The following is an 18614-nucleotide window of genomic DNA, read 5'->3' as shown; positions in this document are numbered from 1 at the left end:
GTTCGGTCGGGTCGCGTGAGGGCTCAGGCGGCGATCGCGTACGGTTTGATCTCGCCCGCGAGGTACAGATTGCGCGCCTTCGCCCGGCTCAACTTGCCTGAGCTCGTGCGCGGCAGTGTCCGCGGCGGTATCAGTTCGATCACGCAATTCATGCCGGTGACCGACCGCACCCGTTCGCGGATCTCGTCGCGCAGGCGCAGGCGTTCGGCTTCGTCGGAAGTGCGGCACTGGACCAGCACGGCGGGCGTCTCTTCGCCGCCCGGCGTGGTGATCGCGAAGGCGGCAATGTCGCCCGCCTTGAACCCGGGCAGTTGCTCGACCGCCCATTCGATGTCCTGCGGCCAGTGGTTGCGGCCGTTGACGATGATCATGTCCTTGGCGCGGCCGACGATGTAGATATAGCCGTCCGACATATAGCCCATGTCGCCGGTATCGAGCCAACCGTCCTGCATGCAGGCGGCGGTCGCTTCGGGATCGCGGAAATAGCCGACCATCACCGACGGCCCAGCGCACCAGACCTTGCCGATCGCGCGTTCGGGCAGCGGCGTGCCGTCCTCCTCGCGGATTTCGATCTTCATGTCGCGCGCTGGTTTGCCGCAATTGACGATCGCGCGATACCGTTGCGGGCGGTCGTGGCGGCCTTCCTGGCCCGACAGCTGGGTTTCCTCGACCAGTTCGACGCGGATTCCTTCGCCCGGCGGCATGATCGACACCGCCAGCGTGGCCTCGGCCAGCCCGTAGCTGGGCAGGAACGCGGTCGCCTTGAACCCGGCATCGCCGAACGCGTCGACGAAGGACTGCATCACGTCGGGACGGATCATGTCGGCGCCGTTGCCGGCGACGCGCCAGCGCGACAAATCGAATCGATCGCTCGCCTTGGTCTGGCTCGACATGCGGCGCGCGCAGATGTCGTAGCCGAAGGTCGGCGAATAAGAGAGCGTCGTGCCCGGATTGCGGCTGATCAGGTCGAGCCAGGCGAGCGGGCGGCGGGCGAAATCCTCGGTCTTCAGATAATCGGTCGATACCTGGTTGGCGACGATCGACAGGAAGCAGCCGACCAGTCCCATGTCATGATACCAGGGCAGCCACGAGACGCAGCGATCGCCCTCGCCGACATGCATTCCGTGGCTGTGCGCGGCCAGATTGTTGAGCAGCGCGTGATGGGTGATCGCGACGCCATGCGGGAAGCGCGTCGATCCGCTGGAATATTGCAGATAGGCGATGTCCTCGCCGACTGCCTGAGGCAATTCGGTATCGGGAGCAGGGCGCTCGGCGAAGCTTGCCCAGTCGATTCCCTCGACATTCTGGATCCTTGCCGCTTCGGCACACATCGCGCCGATCTCGGGCGGGTAGATCAGCATCGTCGGGTCGCAGCTTTTGAGCTGGACCGACAATTGGTCGATATAGCTTTGCGCGCCGCCGAAGCTGGTCGGCAGTGGCAGCGGCACCGGCCAGGCGCCGGCATAGACCACGCCGAAGAACAGGCTGGCGAACTCGACCCCGGTTTCGGCGATCAGCGCGATACGGTCTTCAGGCTTGACGCCCGACGCGATCAGACGGCGGGCCATCGCCAGCGCGTCCTGCCGCATCTCGGAAAACGGATAGGCGCGGACCAGCGCGCCACGCGGATCGTGGAAATTGAGCCCGCGCACGCCTTGCGCGGCATAATCCAGCGCTTCGCCCAACGTCGCGAAATCGGCCAGTCGCCGCGGCAAGGCGTCGTCGGTCGGAGTCGGCACCAGGCTCTCCGTTCGCTCGCCCACCACGTCAGTCGCCATATCTACCGTCATCACTTTCGCGCCCATGTTCCTGCAGCTCTTACCGGCCGCTTCATGCCAGCGACGGCCCCCTGCCGCCCGCACGCGTTCAAATTCGGTTGTCAGTGTGGCACAAACATGGCGACATGGCCCGCGTTACTCGTCAATCCGCCCCACCGCTCGACCGTTCGAGCCTCGAACGGCTGGCGTTGCGCTATGTCGAGCGCTTCGCGACCACGCGGGGGCGGCTGACCGATTATCTCCGCCGCAAGATACGCGAGCGGGGCTGGGACGGCGAAGCCGCCGACCCGGCGGCGATCGCCGACCGCATGGCGGAACTCGGCTATATCGACGACCGCGCCTGGGGAGAGGCCAAGGCAAGCGCAATGGCACGGCGCGGACTGGGTGCGCGGCGCGTGGCGGGAGTATTGCGCCAGGCAGGCATCGCCGGCGACGACGCCGATGCCATCGCGCCGGCAGTCGCCGACCGGTCGGTCGAGGCCGCGATAGCTTATGCGCGCCGGCGGCGGATCGGTCCGTTTGCCGACCAGCCGGGCGATCGCCCGATCCGAGAGAAGCACCTCGCGGCGCTGCTCCGCGCGGGCCATTCGTTCGAGCTGGCGCGGGCGCTGGCCGGCATGAATCCCGGTGACGATCCCGCCAAATTGCTCGAATAGAACGATTCCGAAACGAGCGGTGCTAAGCCTTTGGCTTTCATCATGATCGTGTTACACTGACCGTTCGCAGGGGGTGACTGTGCGCGTAGAATCGCAGCTGGAAACGGGCGACCGCCCGCTGGAGTCGTTGGGAGAGGTCGACGTCGGGGCGCTGGCGGACGGCGAATCGCATCATCGTGGCGTCGTCAAATGGTTCGATGTCACGCGCGGTTTCGGCTTCCTGGTCGACGACGACCAGGCCGGCGACATCCTCATCCACTTTTCGGTGCTTCAGCCGCATGGGCGGCGCAGTCTGCCCGAAGGCGCGCGAGTCGATTGCGTGGCGGTTCGCCGCGACCGCGGCCTGCAGGCCAGCGCGATCCTGGCCATCGATCTGTCGACCGCGGTGGAGCCGCCGCCCCGCATCCGCCCCGATGGCGATCGCGTCGATCCCGTCTCCATGCTCGATCAGGCCGGTCCGTTCGAACCCGTCGCGGTCAAATGGTTCAATCGCCTGAAAGGCTATGGCTTCCTGGTGCGCGATGCCGATTCGGCCGATATATTCGTGCATATGGAAACGCTGCGCCGAGCCGGTCTGCATGAGGTGGAGCCCGAGCAACGCTTGCGTGCGCGGATCGTTGAGGGTCGCAAGGGCCCGCTGGCGGTCATGGTCGAACAGGACTGAATTTCATGAAGTTCCGCTATGTGTTGCTGCCCTTGGCGCTGTGCGCCTTGCCGACTGCCTGCTCGCAGAGCGATCCCGCGAGCGCGAACAGCGATGCCGCGGCCAAGACAATCGCGCTGACCGTCGCCAGCAGCAACGGCACCCACGCTTTCCAGGTCGAGGTCGCCAAGACCGCGGCCGAGCAGGAAAAGGGGCTGATGTTCCGGACCGACATTGCCGACAATGGCGGGATGCTGTTCTGGCCCTATCCGGCCGGCGGCGGCGCGCCCAAGGAAGCCAGCTTCTGGATGAAGAACACGCCGAGCCCGCTCGACATCATCTTCATCCGCGCCAACGGCACGATCGCGCGCATCGCCGAAAATGCGATCCCCGAGGACGAGACGCCGATTCCGTCAGGTGAACCTGTGGCGGCAGTGCTCGAGCTCAAAGGCGGGCGCAGTTCCGCGTTGGGCATTGCCGAGGGCGACAAGGTGACGTGGACCGGCAAGTGACGGCAGACGTTGAACGCCGGACCGTCACCCGCTAAGCGCGGCCCATGGGTATCAATCTCAATCCCTTCACTTGGTGGACCGGCGCGACCTGGGGCACGATGGCAGGCCTTCTCGGCAAGGAACGCGTCGGCGAGGATGACCTCGGCAACGTCTATTACCGGGGCGGCAAGGACACCAACGGCAACCCGCGGCGCTGGGTGATCTATAACGGCGCCAACGACGCCAGCCGGGTGCCGCCCGAATGGTTCAGCTGGCTGCACCACCAGATCGACGACGTGCCCGATCGTGCGCTGCCGGCGCAGCGCCGTTGGGAAAAGCCGGCCGTGCCTAATCTGACCGGGACCGCTCTGGCCTATCGGCCGCCGGGCGCGCTCGAAAAGGGCGGGCATCGAGCGCCTGCCACGGGTGATTACGAAGCCTGGACGCCGGAAGGATGAACTGGCGCCGCGTCGGCGGTATCACCGCGCTGGCGGCCGGGATCGGTGCTGCCAGCTGGGCCGGCTATAATTGGTATCAGACGCCGCCTGCGCCGCCGCCCGACGCGGTGGCGACCGCCGCGCCGACCGCACTCGACGATAGCGGCCAATCGGGCGGCGTCGAGACGATCGACGTATCCGGCGACGCGTCGAACCCGACCCAGGGCGCGACCCCGATGAATCAGCGCGTCGCGACGCTCGGCCTGCTCAACAAGCGCAACAGCCAGACGCGCGACCTGACAATGAAGCCGGGGGAGGCGATTCGCGTCGGCAATGTCATCGTCCGCCTGCGTGCGTGCGAGGAAACCGCGCCGTGGGAAGCCGAGCATTATACCGGCGCCTTCGTCCAGCTCGACATCGAACAGACCGACAAGCAGTGGAAGCGGGTATTTTCGGGCTGGCTGTACAAGGAGCGGCCGAACTTGAACGTCGTGATCGATCCGATCTACGACGTCTGGGTCAAGAGCTGCACGATGTCCTTCCCGAAAGGCGGGGCGGACACCGTGACGGCGCCTGCGGCATCGCCCAAGTCGAGCAGCCGGTCGAGCGCGCCGAAATCCCCCGCCGCTGAGCCTGACACCGCAGCGCCGAGCGAGCCGTCAATCGCCGCGCCCAGCAACGCGACATAATCGCTCCGGCTGATCTCGATCGCGCCGAGCGAGGCGAGGTGGGGCGTCATGAACTGACAATCGAGCAGGGTGAACCCGCCCACCCGCAGCCGCGCCACGAGCCAGGCGAGGGCCACCTTTGACGCATCGGTCGCGCGGCTGACCATCGACTCGCCGAAGAACGCCTTGCCGAGCGCAAGGCCGTAGAGACCACCGACCAATTCATCGCCGTCCCAGCATTCGATCGAATGCGCGCGGCCCTGATAATGAAGCGTGGTGAACGCGCTTTCGATCGTCGTGTTGATCCACGTCTCTGGCCGGTCGGCGGCGCTTTCGGCACAGAGGGCGATCATGTCCTCGAACGCGGCGTCGGCAGTGACGCGGAACCGGTCCGAGGCGATGACTTTCCTGAGCGATTTCGACAGATGGAAACCGTCGAGCGGCAGGATCGCACGCTTGCGCGGCTCGACCCAATAGACGCCGGCCGCATCGCGCGAGTCGGCCATTGGAAACACGCCGACGGCATAGGCACCCAGAACGAGATTGGGATCGAGCACCTCATAAGACGGCTCTGGAGGCGGCTTCATCGCGCCAGCCGTTTCTCGATTGTCTGCCAGAGCGCGGCGAAGGCGCGTGCCGCCGCCGAGCTTCCGCCGAACTGACCCACCGCCGCGCGGCGATCGCCCATCTGTTCGACGATGCTGGCCATCGGAATCACCGGCCAATCGGGGTGCGCGGCGACCGCGTCGCTGTGCAGCCGGCGCCGACGATCGACCATGACGTGGACCGGCAGCACCTTGGCCTTGCCCAGCGATGCGGCCATGTCGTCGAAGGCGCGCTGCGCCAGCGGCGAGGGGATGACCGGCACGACGATCAGGTCGGCGGCGCGGATCACCTGTTCGCTGGTTTCGGTCAGGCCGGGCGGACAATCGAGGATTACCCGATCATAATCCTTGTCCAGCGATGCCAGCAGCTTTTGCAGCCGCTTTTTCTTGTCGAGTTCATGGAACAGCAGGTCGAGACCGCGAAGCGACGCGTCGGCGGCGATCACGTCGAGGCGTGCGATCGCTGTTGCGCGCGCGAGCTTGCTAGGTTCGATTTCCTTGGTGAACACCGACTGCGCGTCGGCCTTGCCCCTCTTGGTGGGCAACAGAAAGCTGCTGGCCGCTTGCGGATCGAGATCCCAGAGCAGCGTCCGTCGGGACGAGAGCGTAGCGGCAGCCCAGGCCAGATTGACTGCCAGCGTCGTTTTGCCGACGCCGCCTTTCAGGCTGTAGATCGCGATCGTTGCCATGCCCGCTCCCATTGGGCGATGATCGGCAAGGTGCCCAATCTGGGCAGGTGATGCAACAGCGGTCCGCGTCGAAACGCGGACCGCCGAATTGAAAATCAGGCGTCGCAGGTCTGGGCAGGCTTGCCCGGCGCGGTCAGCTTGATCGACTTGGGCGTGCCCGACACTTCCCAGCCGCCGTCGGCGACATAGGGCTTGCCCGCTTCCGGAGCCTTCAGCACGACCGGCGCGGCGTCCGACGGCGCCGACACGGTCAGCTGCTTTTCGCCTTCGAAAAAAGTCACGTGCGCCAACGAGTTATCACCGTGACAACGCATCGAAACCTCGGCCTTGATCGCCGGCGGAAGCTCGAATTTCGGCTTTTCGGCGACCGTCTTGTTCTCGACGCTGGTCGAGTTCTCGACAGTCGTGGTGCTGGTCTTGGATTGACAGGCCGTCAGCGCCAGAAGCGCCACGGCGGTTGCGGGGAGAAGAGGGGTCTTCATAGGGCTTCGCGCTTCGCGCACGCAGCAGTGAAGGTCAAGATGTAACCATTTTGGGCCGTTCCGGACATGATGCGTTGCAACAAAAGTGTCATTCGTGAAATTCGTCCATGTCCGGAATGCGACCGAACGCAATTTTCGTACCGACGCGATCGACCCTACCACCGTAAAAAGGACCGAGCGAAACCGCGTGGCGGCCGAATTTTTCGTTGAGCCGGTCCATCGCGCGGCTGAGCGCCAGGCCGCGTGTTTCACGGGCCAGAGGGTCGTCAGGGTCGAGATGCTCGAACAGCGATCCTTGCTCGCCGGCGACCGGAATGATTTCGTTGAGCGTCACGCCGACCATCCGCACCCGCAGCGACCCGTGGCGCTGCCGCCCCTCTTCGGCCAGTCGCGGGAACAAGGCGTCCAGCGCGGCGAGGACCTGGAAACTGTCCTGCGTCTGCGCCAGGCGGCGGCTGGTCTGCCACACGACCTTGTCCTGCTCGAAGCGGACATGCAGCACCAGCAAACGCGCCGCATAGCCTTTGCGCCGGAGGCGGCTCGCCGCCTTGAGCGCCAGCCGCCGCGCGGTCAGCCGCACCGGCTCGAGCCCGCGCTTGCCGGGCGACAAGACATGGCTGTGCCCGATCGACCGCGTCCGCGTCGCCTTGTCGGGCAGGTCGACGCCGTGGAGCAGATACCATAAGCGATCGCCATTGGTGCCGCCCCAGGCGGTGCCCGCATCGCGCGGGCGGCGCTCGCAATATTGACGGATATCGTTGACCCCGTCGCGCGCTAGCCGGCGCTCCATGTTCGCGCCGATCCCCGAAATGTCGCGCAACGCCAGCCCGAACAATCGCTGCGGCAATTGCTCCGCGGTCAGGACGATCAGCCCGTCGGGCTTCTGCATGTCGGAGGCGAGCTTGGCGAGCAGCCGGTTGGGCGCGATCCCGACCGAGGAGGTCAGGCACTCGCCGACATTGGCAAGGATTCCGGCCTTGATCCGCCGAGCCAATGCCATCGCCTGATCGGGCGAATTTTCGTTATCGAGCAGGCGGCACGCGACTTCGTCGATCGAACAGACGCGTGTGACGGGGATGTGCTTCCAGATTTCCGCGATCACCGCGTCATGGAACTCGACATACTTATCGTGGCGCGCCGGCGCGATCAGCAATTCGCGGCAAAGCCTCTTTGCCTCCCACACCGGCGTGCCGGTGGTAATGCCGTATCTTTTGGCCTCGACCGACGCGGCAATCGCGACCGTGGTGTCGGACCCGACCGGAGCGACGATCACCGGCTTGCCGCGCAACGCGGGATCGAGCTGCTGTTCGACGCTGGCGAAATAGGAATTGAGGTCGAGGAACAGCCAGCGCAGCGGGCGCGGCGGCAGCGTCAACTCGACCGACAGGCCGTGCGCGTCGGACGGGGCAGGGGAGATCGACTCGGCCAGCGTCATGGCGGAACATTATCAGAACATCGTCGCCTGAAACAGGTCAGAGATAGTCGCCCAGCGCCGTCCATGCCTCCTGCTTCGCTGCGATGCCGATCGTGTGAAGCGGGCTGCTCGACGGCAATGCGATCAGGGCATATCGCCGAGCGTGCTCGTCCATCAGACGCAGGCCGATCTTGTAAGCCGTGCCGCCGTTGAAGGCGATCGCGCGCAATCGGGGGAGCGTCGCGGTAAGCTGCTCGAGATCGTTGGGCGCGTGATCGCGGATCGCCGCGTCGCTGCTGCCGGTGCGCGTCGCGGTCGCGACGACATCCCAAAGCCCGATATGCGCATCGAGGAGGGCGGCGAGCCGATCCTCATAGTTCAGCGCGGCGAGATCGCGGCCAATAACGGGAGAGAGCAGCCGCCAGAACTGGTTCTGCGGATGCGCATAATAACGTTGCGCGGCGAGGCTGCGGTCGCCGGGCAGGCTGCCGCAGATCAATAATTGCGTTCGCGCATCGGCGACGGGCGGGAAGGAGCGTTTGAGTGTCACCCGCTCGGTGTAGCGCGGCCGGCCGAGCACGTCCCGCCTTGACCGCGCTGCCCGATCGGGTGACGATCTTCGTCAATCAGGGAGGTGGGCATGAAGCGAGTGTTGTTGTTGGGCGCGATCCTGGCCGCGCTGTCGGGATGCGGCGGCAGCCAGACGGCGGTCGGGCAGAATTCGGCCGACTCGATCACCACCACCGCCGTCGGCAATGTCGTGGCGACGGTCCCGAGTCCGACGCCGACACCGGTAGAGAATGCGGCGGCGGCGGCGGACAATGTGGGGGCGCCCGATGATAGTGCTGCGACCAATGACACGTCGGCCAACGCTTCGGCGAGCAGCGACGCGCATCAGGAGTAACCCCTAAGGCCCCTCTCCCCTTATGGGAGAGGGAGGGGCCCGTCGGCCGCTAGGCCGATGGGCGGGTGAGGGGGCGACCGCAAGGCGGTCGCGCGGCGCAAAGCGCCGCTCCCCTCATCCAAGCTTCACTAGGCGGCAAGCCGCCAAGCCGCCAAGCCGCCAAGCTTCGCTATCCTTCTCCCACAAGGGGAGAAGGAAGCAAGTGGCGACAACAAGGAATTGCCCGCCGCGCAGCAGCGATTGCTTGCCCGCGCCGCGCGCCGGTTTATCTAGGTACCATGCCCATTACGTCTGACACCCTGTCGCTCATCGGCCATACCCCTCTCGTGCGCCTCAAGGGGCCGAGCGAGGCGGCCGGCGCCGAGATTTTCGGTAAGTGCGAATTCGCCAACCCCGGTGCGAGCGTGAAGGATCGCGCCGCCTTGTTCATCGTCGAGGATGCCGAGGAGCGCGGTTTGATCGCGCCGGGCGGGACGATCGTCGAGGGTACGGCGGGGAATACCGGTATCGGGCTCGCGTTGGTCGCCAACGCCAAGGGCTACAAGACGATCATCGTCATGCCGGAGACGCAGAGTCGCGAGAAGATGGATACGCTGCGCGCGCTAGGTGCCGAACTCGTGCTGGTGCCCGCCGCGCCTTATTCCAATCCGGGCCATTTCGTGCACACCAGCCGGCGCATCGCCGAAGAGACGCCGAACGCGATCTGGGCCAACCAGTTCGACAATATCGCCAACCGCAAGGCGCACATCGTCGGTACGGCCGAGGAAATCTGGGAGCAGATGGACGGGCGGGTCGACGGATTCACCTGCGCGGTCGGGACGGGCGGCACGCTGGCGGGTGTAGGGCTTGGCCTCAAGTCGCACGACGAGAAGGTGACGATCGCGCTCAGTGACCCCTACGGCGCCGCGCTCTACTCCTATTATGCCTGCGGCGAACTTCACAGCGAAGGGTCGTCAGTGGCGGAAGGGATCGGGCAAGGGCGGATCACCGCCAATCTGGAAGGGGCGCCGGTCGACACCCAATTCCGCATCTCGGACGCCGAAGGATATCATTGGGTCAGGCGCCTGCTCGACGAAGAGGGGCTTTGCCTGGGACTGTCGTCGGGAATCAATGTCGCCGGTGCCGTCGCGCTGGCAAAGCAATTGGGCGCTGGCAGTAGGGTCGCGACGATCCTGTGCGACACGGGATTCCGATACCTTTCAACGCTCTACAACAGCGACTGGTTGGCATCGAAGGGATTGGTTCCCGCCTGATGCGATAGGCTGTGGCAACGGCAAGGTCGACAAACGCCGCGCGACGCGTTACATAAATGCCACACAAGTATGAAAACACTGGTTCGCGACAACATTCAAACAATGCAGCGGGTGAAGGTCGGCATGATCGGCCTCGCGGCGGTTTTGCTGATGATCGGCATCGTTGCGACGGTATATGCGATTGTCAGCCGCGAACGTCCGCTCAATGCGGTTGGCGCACCCAAGGTCGACGTCGCCGCCAACTTGGCCGCATCGAACAGCACCGCGCCTGCCGATACCTCGACCAGCGAGCCCCTGGCCGAAATGGGCGTCGCCCCTGCGGCATCGCCTACCCCTCCCAAGCACTGATGTCCGGGCCCGTGCCGGGAAGCGATGGGAAATCATCCCAAAGCGGCGCCGAGTCGGGGCAATTCCAATATTTCAAGCGCTTGCCGGTGCCTCCAGGCAGCGAAGGGGCAGGCTATGGCTAAAGAAAATTCCATAGTTTTTGGAACAACTTAGCGAACCAAAGCTAATTTTGGCCCATCAAACACCAAAAATTCCCATTGAATCCCATCCGGTGGCTTGATACGCCCGTCACTGGAAGTGGGGCGTTTTTACCCGTTGGTTCTGATCACGTCGGCGCGCGCGAAGGCTCGTTCCGCGAACGGGAAAACGCATGTCTGGTTCGGGGCGAACGGTGGCTGGGAGCAGCATCTATACGGGAACGGCGCTGCAGCTTGTCGATGACAAGAACCGCGTTTCCATACCCGCCAAATTCCGCGACGCCGTCATCGACAACACGCCGCCCGAGCGCTTCAAAAAGGGCCCGTTCGTCCTCGTGGGCCAGCACCCCGAGGCGAAGTGCCTGATCGCCTACGACCAGGGCTATGTCGACGCGAAGCTGGCCAAGGCCGCGGCGGGCGATAACGACCCCGCATTCAACGTCCTGCGCGTCATTGCCGGCGGTGCAGAGGAAGTCGGCTTCGACAGCACCGGCCGCGCCGTCATCATCAATTGGATGAAGGAAGAGGCGGGCATCGCCAAGCACGCTTTCTTCTACGGGTCGCTGACGCACTTCGAGATCTGGGACCCCCACACCCTTCTCGCCGCGACCGACGACCAGGCTGCCCCGGTCCTCAAGCGCATCTGCCGCAACCTCATGCAGGAGAAGGGTCTCCTGTGAGCACGACCACTCCCCATATTCCGGTGCTCATCGATGAGGTGATCGATGCTCTCCACCCCACCCCGGGCGAGCGTCATGTCGATGCGACCTTCGGCGCCGGCGGCTATACCCGGGCGATCCTCGCCACGGGGGCGGAGGTCGTGGCATTCGACCGCGACCCCGATGCAATTGCCGGCGGCCAGGAGATGGTCGCTGCGTCGGACGGACGGCTCACGCTAATCGAGGCGCCGTTCTCCGCGCTCGATGCCGAACTCGATGCCCGCGGTCTCGCTCCGGTCGATGGCGTCGTGATGGATATCGGCGTGTCGTCGATGCAGCTCGACCAGGCGGAGCGCGGCTTCTCGTTTCAGGGCGACGGGCCGCTGGACATGCGGATGAGCCAGTCGGGCGAGAGCGCCGCCGATTTCCTCAACACGGCCGACGAGAGCGATATCGCCGACGTGCTTTACCTCTATGGCGAAGAACCGCGTTCGCGCCGTGTCGCCCGCGCGATCGTCTCCGCAAGACCCCTTACGCGGACTTCCGAACTCGCGACGGTGGTGCGCAAGGCGCTAGGCCATAAGCCGCACGACAAGAAGGACCCCGCGACGCGGACCTTCCAGGCCGTACGGATTCATATCAACCGGGAGCTCGGCGAGCTGGCCGATGGTCTCGCCGCGGCGGAGCGCGTGCTCAAGCCCGGCGGGCGGCTGGCAGTAGTGACCTTCCACAGCCTGGAGGATCGGCTGGTGAAGCATTTCCTGCGCGAACGGAGCGGCGCGACGCCGTCCGGCTCCCGGCATCTGCCGCCCCAGGTCGCCCAGGCCGAGGCGACGTTCGAAACGATCGGGCGCGCGGTGCGCCCCAGTGACGCCGAGCTGGCGCGGAACCCGCGTGCTCGTTCGGCGACCTTGCGTGTGGCCAGGCGGACCGCGTCGGCAGCCTGGGTTGCGGGAGAATTGTGATGGTTGTGGCGCATCGATTTCGTTGGTTCGGCTGGTTCGTGCTCTGCGTGAGCGTGATCCTCGGCTGTTACCTCATGTCATCGCGCGTTGCGGCGGAACGCAACAAGCTCGCGGCGATCGAATCCTCGATCGCGCGGACGCAGCGCGACATCACCGCGCTCGAAACCGAATTCGACACGCGTGCGAGTTTCGCGCAGCTGCAGCGTTGGAACGGCGACACGCTCAAGCTGTCGGCGCCGACCGCCGCGCAATATATCCGTAGCGACGCCGAACTCGCCCAGGTCGACTTCAACGCGCCGACGCCGAACGCGGGTCCGCAGATCCAGACCGCGGCGGCGGTCATTCCTAGCGCACCGGTCGTGCCGGCGGATGCCGCGATCGCCGCCACTCCGTCTGCGCCGGCTGCGGCCGTGCCGGCCAAGATCAAGGATGCGGTCGCGATGGTCTCGGCGCCGGTCGGGGCGAAGCTCCAGCCCGCCGCGGTCAAAACGACGATCAAGTCTAAGCAGTCGGCGGTGGCGTTGCTCGACCGCAAGCTGCTGAGCGACGCTACCCTGGGCTCGCTGTCGCGCGGTGCACGCCGGGAGGATGGCGCGCGATGAGCAACCTGCTCGCACGACCCATCGCGCCGCGCCGTCTTGCCGACGAGCGCGCGCTGGTCCGTGCGACCGCGCAAAAGCGATTGATGATCATGATGCTGCTCTACGGCGCAGCGATCGGGGTCGTTGTCGCCAAGCTCGGCTTTTTCGCGTTTTCGGCGGGTGCGGCGAGCGCGTCGACGATGGCCGACCGCGTGATCCGCGGCGATATCGTCGACCGCAATGGTGAGCCGCTGGCGCGCACGATCGACGCCTGGGCGATCGGCGTCCACCCCGACCAGATCCTGGGTGACCGTCGCGACATCGCGCAGCGCCTGGCCAATATCCTGGGTCTCGACGAGAACCAGATCTACGCAAAACTGCAGGGTACCCGGTTCAGCTATATCGAACGCGATGCATCGGCGTCGCTTGTCACCGAAGTCAATGCGATCGGCGAACCGGCGATCGTGTTCGAACGCCAGCAACAGCGCCTTTACCCCCAGTCCGAGCTGGCGGCGCAAGTGCTCGGGTTCCTCGACGTCAACAACAAGGGCGCGAGCGGGATGGAGCGCGCGCTCGACCAGCGGCTGACCTCGGCCGATACCGCCGGCAAGCCGGTCGCGCTGTCGATCGACGCGCGCGCGCAATCGGCGCTGGAAAACGAGCTCGGCCAGCAGGTCGTCAATCTCAAGGCCAAGGGTGGCGCTGGCGTGGTGCTCGACGTTCACACCGGCGAGATAATGGCGCTGGCGTCGTTCCCGACCTTCAATCCCAACAATCCAGGCATGGCGCCCAAGCCCGTCGTTACCGAAGACGGCAAGCAGCTGCCCGGGCCGTTCTTCAATCGCGTCACCAGCGCTGCCTATGAACTCGGCTCGACGTTCAAGCCGATCACCATGGCCGCCGCGATCGACAGCGGAACAGTCACGTCGATGGCCAAGCGCTTCGACGCGACCCAGCCGCTGCAGATCGACGGATTCAAGATCCACGACCATGACGGCGAGAACCGCTGGCTCGACATGCCCGAGACGCTGATCCATTCGTCGAACATCGCCACTGCGCGGATCGCGGACGAACTGGGTGGCGACAAATTGTCGGCGATGTTCCGCTCGATGGGCTTCGACAAGCCGATGCCGTTCGAGCTGCCCGCGCGCGGACGGACTTTGTTCCCGCAGAGGTTCAGCCGCGTGACGACGATGACCGCCGGATTCGGCCACGGCGTCGCGGTGACTCCGATGCATCTGGCCGCTGCCTATGCGGCGCTCGTCAATGGCGGCGTATGGCGGCCCGTCACGCTGATGAAGGTCCAGCCGGGCACCGACGTCCCGGGACGCCGCGTGATCAGCGAGCAGACCAGTTACCGGATTCGTCAATTGCTTCGCCTCGTCGTTACCGAGGGGACCGGCAGGACCGCCGATGCCCCCGGCTTCCGCGTTGGAGGCAAGACCGGCACCGCGGAAGTCGCGACCGGCGGCGGATATTCGAAGAAAGCCAACGTCTCGACCTTCGCTGCGGCTTTCCCAATGGATGCGCCGCGCTATGTGGTGATCGTGATGCTCGATTCGCCCCAAGGAGCCGTCAGGACCGCGGCCTACACCGCCGCGCCGGTGGTCGACCGCTTCATTCTGCGCGCCGGTCCGATGCTGGGTGTGATGCCCGACCCGTCGCGTGACATCAACGTGAACGAGCTGCTGCCGCTGATCTGGCATCGGCCTGGGGAAAAGACGCAAACCATGGCGGACCCCGAATGAAACTCGGCGAGCTGGTGACGGGCGGGGGCGACGCCAGCGTCACCGGCTTCGCGATCGATCATCGCAAGGTCGCGCCCGGAACGATCTTCGGCGCGTTCGAGGGCACCCGCGTCAACGGTGAGGACTTCATCCCGGCGGCAGTCGCTGCGGGCGCGATCGCCGTCGTCGCGCGTCCGGGCGTCACCGTCGACGGGGCGTTGCACATCGCGTCGGACAATCCGCGCCAGACTTTCGCGCATCTCGCCGCGCAGTTCTTCGCGCCGTTCCCCGAAACGGTGGTCGCGGTCACTGGCACCAACGGCAAGACGTCGACCGTGGAGATGACGCGCCAATTGTGGCGGATGGCCGGGCACCACGCCGCGTCGATCGGCACGCTTGGTGTGACGACCTCGGATGATAGTGTCTCGACCGGTCTGACCACCCCGGACGTGGTCACTTTTCTGTCCAACGTCGCGGGGCTGGCGCGCGAAGGCGTCACCCATGTCGCCTTCGAGGCGTCGAGCCACGGCCTGTCGCAATATCGCACCGAGGGCTTGAAGGTGATTGCCGCGGCCTTCACCAATCTCAGCCGCGACCATCTCGATTACCACGGCGACATGGCCGCCTATCTGACCGCGAAGCTCAGGCTGTTTTCGGAAGTGCTCGATCCGGACGGCACCGTCGTTGTTTGGGCGGACGATCCGCAAGCCGCGCGCGTCATCGATCTCGCGCATGCGCGGCGCCAGCGCATCATCACGGTCGGCGAACGCGGCGGCGCGCTTCGGCTCGTCAGTCGCGACCCGACCTTGCTCGGCCAGGGTTTGGTGATCGAAGCCGAGGATCGCGAGCTCAGGGTCACATTGCCGTTGATCGGCGCGTATCAGGCGGCCAATGCGCTGACCGCGGCCGGGCTGGTGATTGCGACGGGCGGCGATGTTGCAGAAACCATCGCCAATCTCGCGCGGCTGCAGCCGGTGCGCGGGCGGCTCGAACGCGCGGTGATCACGCGAACCGGGGCGCCGGTCTATGTCGATTATGCGCACACGCCTGATGCGCTGGAGGCGGCGATCGCCGCGCTCAAGCCGCACACGGCCGGGCGGCTGATCGTCGTGTTCGGCGCCGGCGGCGACCGCGACCATGGCAAGCGCGAGCTGATGGGAGAGATCGCCGTGCGCTATGGCGATCTGGTGATCGTCACCGACGACAACCCGCGCAGCGAAGACCCGGCCGCAATCCGCGCCGAAGTGCTCAAGGGCGCGCCGGGCGCGATCGAGATCGGTGATCGTCGATCGGCCATCGCTTATGCCGTCAGGCAAGCGGGCGCCGAGGACATCGTGCTGATCGCCGGAAAAGGGCACGAACAGGGCCAGATTGTCGGTGACCTGGTGCTGCCATTCGACGACGTGAGTGTGGCACGCGAGGAGGCGGCGGCGTGACGCGTGGCCAAAGCCGGGCTCGCCGGTTAGAGGAGGGGATGCTTGCCACTTTCCTCGCAATCGCCTCCTCTCGATCGCCCCATACGGCCGGAGGCGCGCAATGACGCTCTGGACATCGGCCGACATCGCGACAGCCACCAACGGCGCCGCTTCGGCGGCGTTCGACGTTTCTGGCGTCACGTTCGATTCGCGTGAAGTCGGTCCCGGCGACCTGTTCGTCGCGCTGACCGGCGAGGCCACCGACGGCCACAAATTCCTCGACCAGGCGTTCGACCGCGGCGCCGCGGGGGCGATCGTCAGTGAAGATACTTCGCACCCCAACGTGCGGGTGCCGGACACGTTCGCCGCGCTGGAGGCGCTCGCCAAGGCGTCACGCGCTAGGACCTCGGCGCGGATCGTCGGGGTTACCGGATCGGCGGGAAAGACCGGCACCAAGGAGGCGCTGTTCGCCGCGCTCGACCGCTCGCCGGCCAAGTCGGCGCATCGCTCGGTCAAGAGCTACAACAACCATACCGGCGTTCCGCTCAGCCTGGCGCGGATGCCCGCCGAGGTCGATTACGGCGTGTTCGAGATGGGCATGAACCATCCCGGCGAACTCGCGCATCTGACCACCCTGGTACGGCCGCATGTCGCCATAATCACCGCGATCGCGCCGGCGCATGCGGCGTTCTTCCCGGACGAGAGCGCGATCGCCGACGCCAAGGGCGAGATTTTCCAGGGTCTCGAGCCGGGTGGCGTGGCGATCATCCCCTATGACAGTCCGCACCGCGAGCGCCTCGCCGCGGCCGCCGCTCCCTATGCCGCTCGCATCGTCACGTTCGGGATCGACGAGGGCGCGGACGTCCGCGCGATCGAGGCGGTCAAGGCGGCCAATGGCGGCACCTTCGTCACCGCGCGGATCGGCGAACGCGAGCTCAGCTATACCGTCGCGCAACCGGGCAAGCACTGGGTATCCAATTCGCTCGCGGTGCTGGCCGCGGTTGATGCGGTCGGCGGCGATCTCGCCTTGGCCGGGCTGGCGCTCGCCGATCTCGGCGGGCTGGCCGGACGCGGCGCGCGCTTCTCGGTCGAGGTGAAGGGCGGCCGCGCGCTGGTGATCGACGAGGCGTACAACGCCAATCCGGCGTCGATGCGCGTAACGCTCGCCGTGCTCGGCGAAGAAGCGGCGACCCGCAAGATCGCGGTGTTGGGCGAGATGCGCGAACTGGGCGAGAAGTCCGACGACTATCACGCGGGGCTAGCCGGGCCGGTTCGTGACGCTGGCGTCCGACTGGTCATTCTTGTCGGCGAAAAGATGCAGCCGCTCGCCGAAGCGCTTGAGGGCCAAGTCGAAATCGTCCATGTGCCCGACGCCGCTGCCGCGCGCGACCGCCTGATGGCGACACTCGAAGCGGGCGACGCGGTTCTCATCAAGGGTTCGAACGGGGTCGGGTTGGCTGCGGTGGTCGCGGCGCTCGCCGGCGGGAAAATGTAATGCTGTATTGGATCGCCCAGGCGCTGGGTTTCCCGCACGTTCTCAATCTGGTCCGCTATCAGACCTTCCGTTCGGGCGCTGCGGTGGCGACCGCCTTGCTGATCGGCCTGATCATCGGGCCGCGCTTCATCGGCTGGCTCCGCGTCCGTCAGGGCAAGGGGCAGCCGATCCGCACCGATGGCCCGCAATCGCACCTCGCCAAGCGCGGCACGCCGACCATGGGCGGGCTGATGATCCTGACCAGCATGACGATCGCCATCCTGATCTGGATGGACCTGACCAACCCCTATGTCTGGGCGTGCCTGTTCGTCACTTTGGGGTTCGGCACGATCGGGTTCCTCGACGATTACGACAAGGTGCGCAAAGCGAGCACCGCAGGCGTCTCGGGGAGGGTACGCCTGCTCGGCGAGTTCGCCATCGCCGGCATCGCCAGCGCGATCATCGTCCACACCAACACTTCCAACGGCACGCATCTCTATCTGCCGTTCTTCAACTCGGTGGTGATCGATCTCGGCTGGTTCTATGTCGTCTTCGCCGCCTTCACGATCGTCGCGTTCGGCAATGCGGTGAACCTGACCGACGGGCTGGACGGGCTGGCGACCATGCCGGTGATCATCGCCAGCGTCGCGTTCATGATCATCGTCTATCTGGCCGGTAACGTGAAGTTCGCCGATTATCTCGGCATCCCGCACGTCCCCCGGGTCGGCGATCTCGCCATCTTCTGCGGGGCGATGATCGGGGCGGGGCTCGCTTTCCTGTGGTTCAATGCGCCGCCGGCGGCGGTGTTTATGGGCGATACCGGCAGTCTGGCGCTGGGCGGCGCCCTCGGCGCGATCGCGGTCACCGCGCACCACGAGATCGTACTCGGCATCATCGGCGGCCTGTTCGTGGTCGAGGCGATGAGCGTCATCATCCAGGTGTTCGTCTACAAGCGCACCGGTAAGCGCGTGTTCCGCATGGCGCCGATCCACCACCATTTCGAGCAACTCGGCTGGCCCGAATCGACCGTCGTGATCCGCTTCTGGATCGTGGCTTTGGTCCTCGCGCTCGCCGGCCTGGCAACGCTGAAGCTGCGGTGATCACCAGTCCGTCCTGGCGCGGCGAACGCTATGCGGTGCTCGGACTGGCGCGCTCGGGCGTGGCGACCGCGCGCGCGCTGCTGGCGAGCGGGGCGGACGTCGTTGCTTGGGATAGAGACGAGGCGAAGCGTGACGCCCTTATAGCCCCTCCCCTTCAGGGGAGGGGCTTTTGAGTTTTGCCGACCCGG

The 18614-nt window shown here is 65.8% G+C and carries 20 protein-coding genes and 2 pseudogenes; 16 read left to right on the top strand and 6 right to left on the bottom strand.

Annotated features, from left to right (window positions below):
• Positions 1–23: 23 nt before the first annotated feature.
• The gene (locus SPR01S_RS10270; RefSeq protein WP_066589079.1) at positions 24–1790 is read right to left on the bottom strand and encodes a fatty acyl-AMP ligase; all 1767 of its coding nucleotides are present in this window, start codon (positions 1788–1790) and stop codon (positions 24–26) included.
• Between the two features lie 113 nt (positions 1791–1903).
• On the opposite strand from SPR01S_RS10270, the gene SPR01S_RS10265 reads away from it, so the two are divergent.
• From SPR01S_RS10265 to SPR01S_RS22195, 5 genes and pseudogenes are all read left to right on the top strand, one after another.
• On the top strand, positions 1904–2434 hold the full coding sequence (locus tag SPR01S_RS10265) for a regulatory protein RecX (RefSeq protein ID WP_084251089.1): 531 nt from the start codon (positions 1904–1906) through the stop codon (positions 2432–2434).
• A 79-nt stretch (positions 2435–2513) separates the two neighbouring features.
• Positions 2514–3098, top strand: a complete 585-nt coding sequence (locus SPR01S_RS10260; protein WP_066588992.1) for a cold-shock protein — start codon at positions 2514–2516, stop codon at positions 3096–3098.
• Between the two features lie 5 nt (positions 3099–3103).
• Positions 3104–3589, top strand: coding sequence for a DUF192 domain-containing protein (locus SPR01S_RS10255; protein ID WP_066588987.1), 486 nt, complete (start codon positions 3104–3106; stop codon positions 3587–3589).
• Between the two features lie 44 nt (positions 3590–3633).
• Entirely contained in the window at positions 3634–4026 is a 393-nt protein-coding gene (locus SPR01S_RS10250; RefSeq protein WP_066588984.1) for an NADH:ubiquinone oxidoreductase subunit NDUFA12, read from the top strand.
• Positions 4023–4475, top strand: a pseudogene (locus SPR01S_RS22195) (DUF2155 domain-containing protein); the annotation flags it as partial. The gene SPR01S_RS10250 and the pseudogene SPR01S_RS22195, both read left to right, overlap by 4 nt.
• A gap of 35 nt (positions 4476–4510) precedes the next feature.
• On the opposite strand, the gene aat reads toward SPR01S_RS22195, so the two are convergent.
• The 5 genes from aat to SPR01S_RS10225 form a co-directional block, all read right to left on the bottom strand.
• The gene (gene aat, locus SPR01S_RS10245; RefSeq protein WP_066588981.1) at positions 4511–5260 is read right to left on the bottom strand and encodes a leucyl/phenylalanyl-tRNA--protein transferase; all 750 of its coding nucleotides are present in this window, start codon (positions 5258–5260) and stop codon (positions 4511–4513) included.
• Positions 5257–5967, bottom strand: coding sequence for a ParA family protein (locus tag SPR01S_RS10240; protein WP_066588979.1), 711 nt, complete (start codon positions 5965–5967; stop codon positions 5257–5259). Before SPR01S_RS10240 ends, aat begins: the two co-directional genes overlap by 4 nt.
• 95 nt (positions 5968–6062) lie before the next feature.
• Complete coding sequence (locus SPR01S_RS10235) at positions 6063–6449, bottom strand: hypothetical protein (protein WP_066588977.1); 387 nt, start codon at positions 6447–6449, stop codon at positions 6063–6065.
• 88 nt (positions 6450–6537) lie between these two features.
• Positions 6538–7884, bottom strand: coding sequence for a DNA polymerase Y family protein (locus SPR01S_RS10230; protein WP_066588970.1), 1347 nt, complete (start codon positions 7882–7884; stop codon positions 6538–6540).
• Positions 7885–7921: 37 nt separating this feature from the next.
• A complete protein-coding gene (locus SPR01S_RS10225) occupies positions 7922–8443 on the bottom strand; it encodes a DNA-deoxyinosine glycosylase (RefSeq protein WP_245661942.1) in 522 nt (173 codons plus the stop codon).
• Between the two features lie 60 nt (positions 8444–8503).
• Between SPR01S_RS10225 and SPR01S_RS10220 the strand changes: the two genes are divergently transcribed.
• The 11 genes and pseudogenes from SPR01S_RS10220 to SPR01S_RS21550 all read left to right on the top strand — a co-directional run.
• Positions 8504–8767: a hypothetical protein gene (locus SPR01S_RS10220; RefSeq protein WP_066588969.1), complete on the top strand. Its 264-nt coding sequence runs from the start codon at positions 8504–8506 to the stop codon at positions 8765–8767.
• Positions 8768–9045: 278 nt separating this feature from the next.
• Positions 9046–10020: a cysteine synthase A gene (locus tag SPR01S_RS10215; protein WP_066588968.1), complete on the top strand. Its 975-nt coding sequence runs from the start codon at positions 9046–9048 to the stop codon at positions 10018–10020.
• Between the two features lie 102 nt (positions 10021–10122).
• Positions 10123–10368: a hypothetical protein gene (locus SPR01S_RS10210; RefSeq protein ID WP_245661941.1), complete on the top strand. Its 246-nt coding sequence runs from the start codon at positions 10123–10125 to the stop codon at positions 10366–10368.
• Positions 10369–10699: 331 nt separating this feature from the next.
• Complete coding sequence (locus tag SPR01S_RS10205) at positions 10700–11185, top strand: division/cell wall cluster transcriptional repressor MraZ (RefSeq protein ID WP_066588950.1); 486 nt, start codon at positions 10700–10702, stop codon at positions 11183–11185.
• Positions 11182–12129 carry a 16S rRNA (cytosine(1402)-N(4))-methyltransferase RsmH gene (gene rsmH / locus SPR01S_RS10200; protein WP_174531885.1) on the top strand — a complete coding sequence of 316 codons (948 nt, stop codon included), beginning with the start codon at positions 11182–11184 and terminating at the stop codon, positions 12127–12129. The genes SPR01S_RS10205 and rsmH overlap by 4 nt, the downstream gene beginning before the upstream one ends.
• Positions 12129–12731: a hypothetical protein gene (locus SPR01S_RS10195; RefSeq protein ID WP_066588946.1), complete on the top strand. Its 603-nt coding sequence runs from the start codon at positions 12129–12131 to the stop codon at positions 12729–12731. Before rsmH ends, SPR01S_RS10195 begins: the two co-directional genes overlap by 1 nt.
• The gene (locus SPR01S_RS10190) at positions 12728–14458 is read left to right on the top strand and encodes a peptidoglycan D,D-transpeptidase FtsI family protein (protein ID WP_066588944.1); all 1731 of its coding nucleotides are present in this window, start codon (positions 12728–12730) and stop codon (positions 14456–14458) included. Before SPR01S_RS10195 ends, SPR01S_RS10190 begins: the two co-directional genes overlap by 4 nt.
• Complete coding sequence (locus SPR01S_RS10185; RefSeq protein ID WP_066588942.1) at positions 14455–15873, top strand: UDP-N-acetylmuramoyl-L-alanyl-D-glutamate--2,6-diaminopimelate ligase; 1419 nt, start codon at positions 14455–14457, stop codon at positions 15871–15873. Before SPR01S_RS10190 ends, SPR01S_RS10185 begins: the two co-directional genes overlap by 4 nt.
• 100 nt (positions 15874–15973) lie before the next feature.
• Positions 15974–17347: a UDP-N-acetylmuramoyl-tripeptide--D-alanyl-D-alanine ligase gene (locus tag SPR01S_RS10180; protein ID WP_066588937.1), complete on the top strand. Its 1374-nt coding sequence runs from the start codon at positions 15974–15976 to the stop codon at positions 17345–17347.
• Entirely contained in the window at positions 17347–18426 is a 1080-nt protein-coding gene (mraY, locus tag SPR01S_RS10175) for a phospho-N-acetylmuramoyl-pentapeptide-transferase (RefSeq protein ID WP_066588933.1), read from the top strand. The genes SPR01S_RS10180 and mraY overlap by 1 nt, the downstream gene beginning before the upstream one ends.
• A pseudogene (locus tag SPR01S_RS21550) lies at positions 18423–18572 on the top strand (UDP-N-acetylmuramoyl-L-alanine--D-glutamate ligase); the annotation flags it as partial. The gene mraY and the pseudogene SPR01S_RS21550, both read left to right, overlap by 4 nt.
• Between the last annotated feature and the right edge of the window lie 42 nt (positions 18573–18614).

The organism is Sphingomonas pruni NBRC 15498 (assembly GCF_001598455.1).
Classification (GTDB): Bacteria; Pseudomonadota; Alphaproteobacteria; order Sphingomonadales; family Sphingomonadaceae; genus Sphingomonas; species Sphingomonas pruni.
This window is presented reverse-complemented; position numbering and strand designations above follow the sequence as displayed.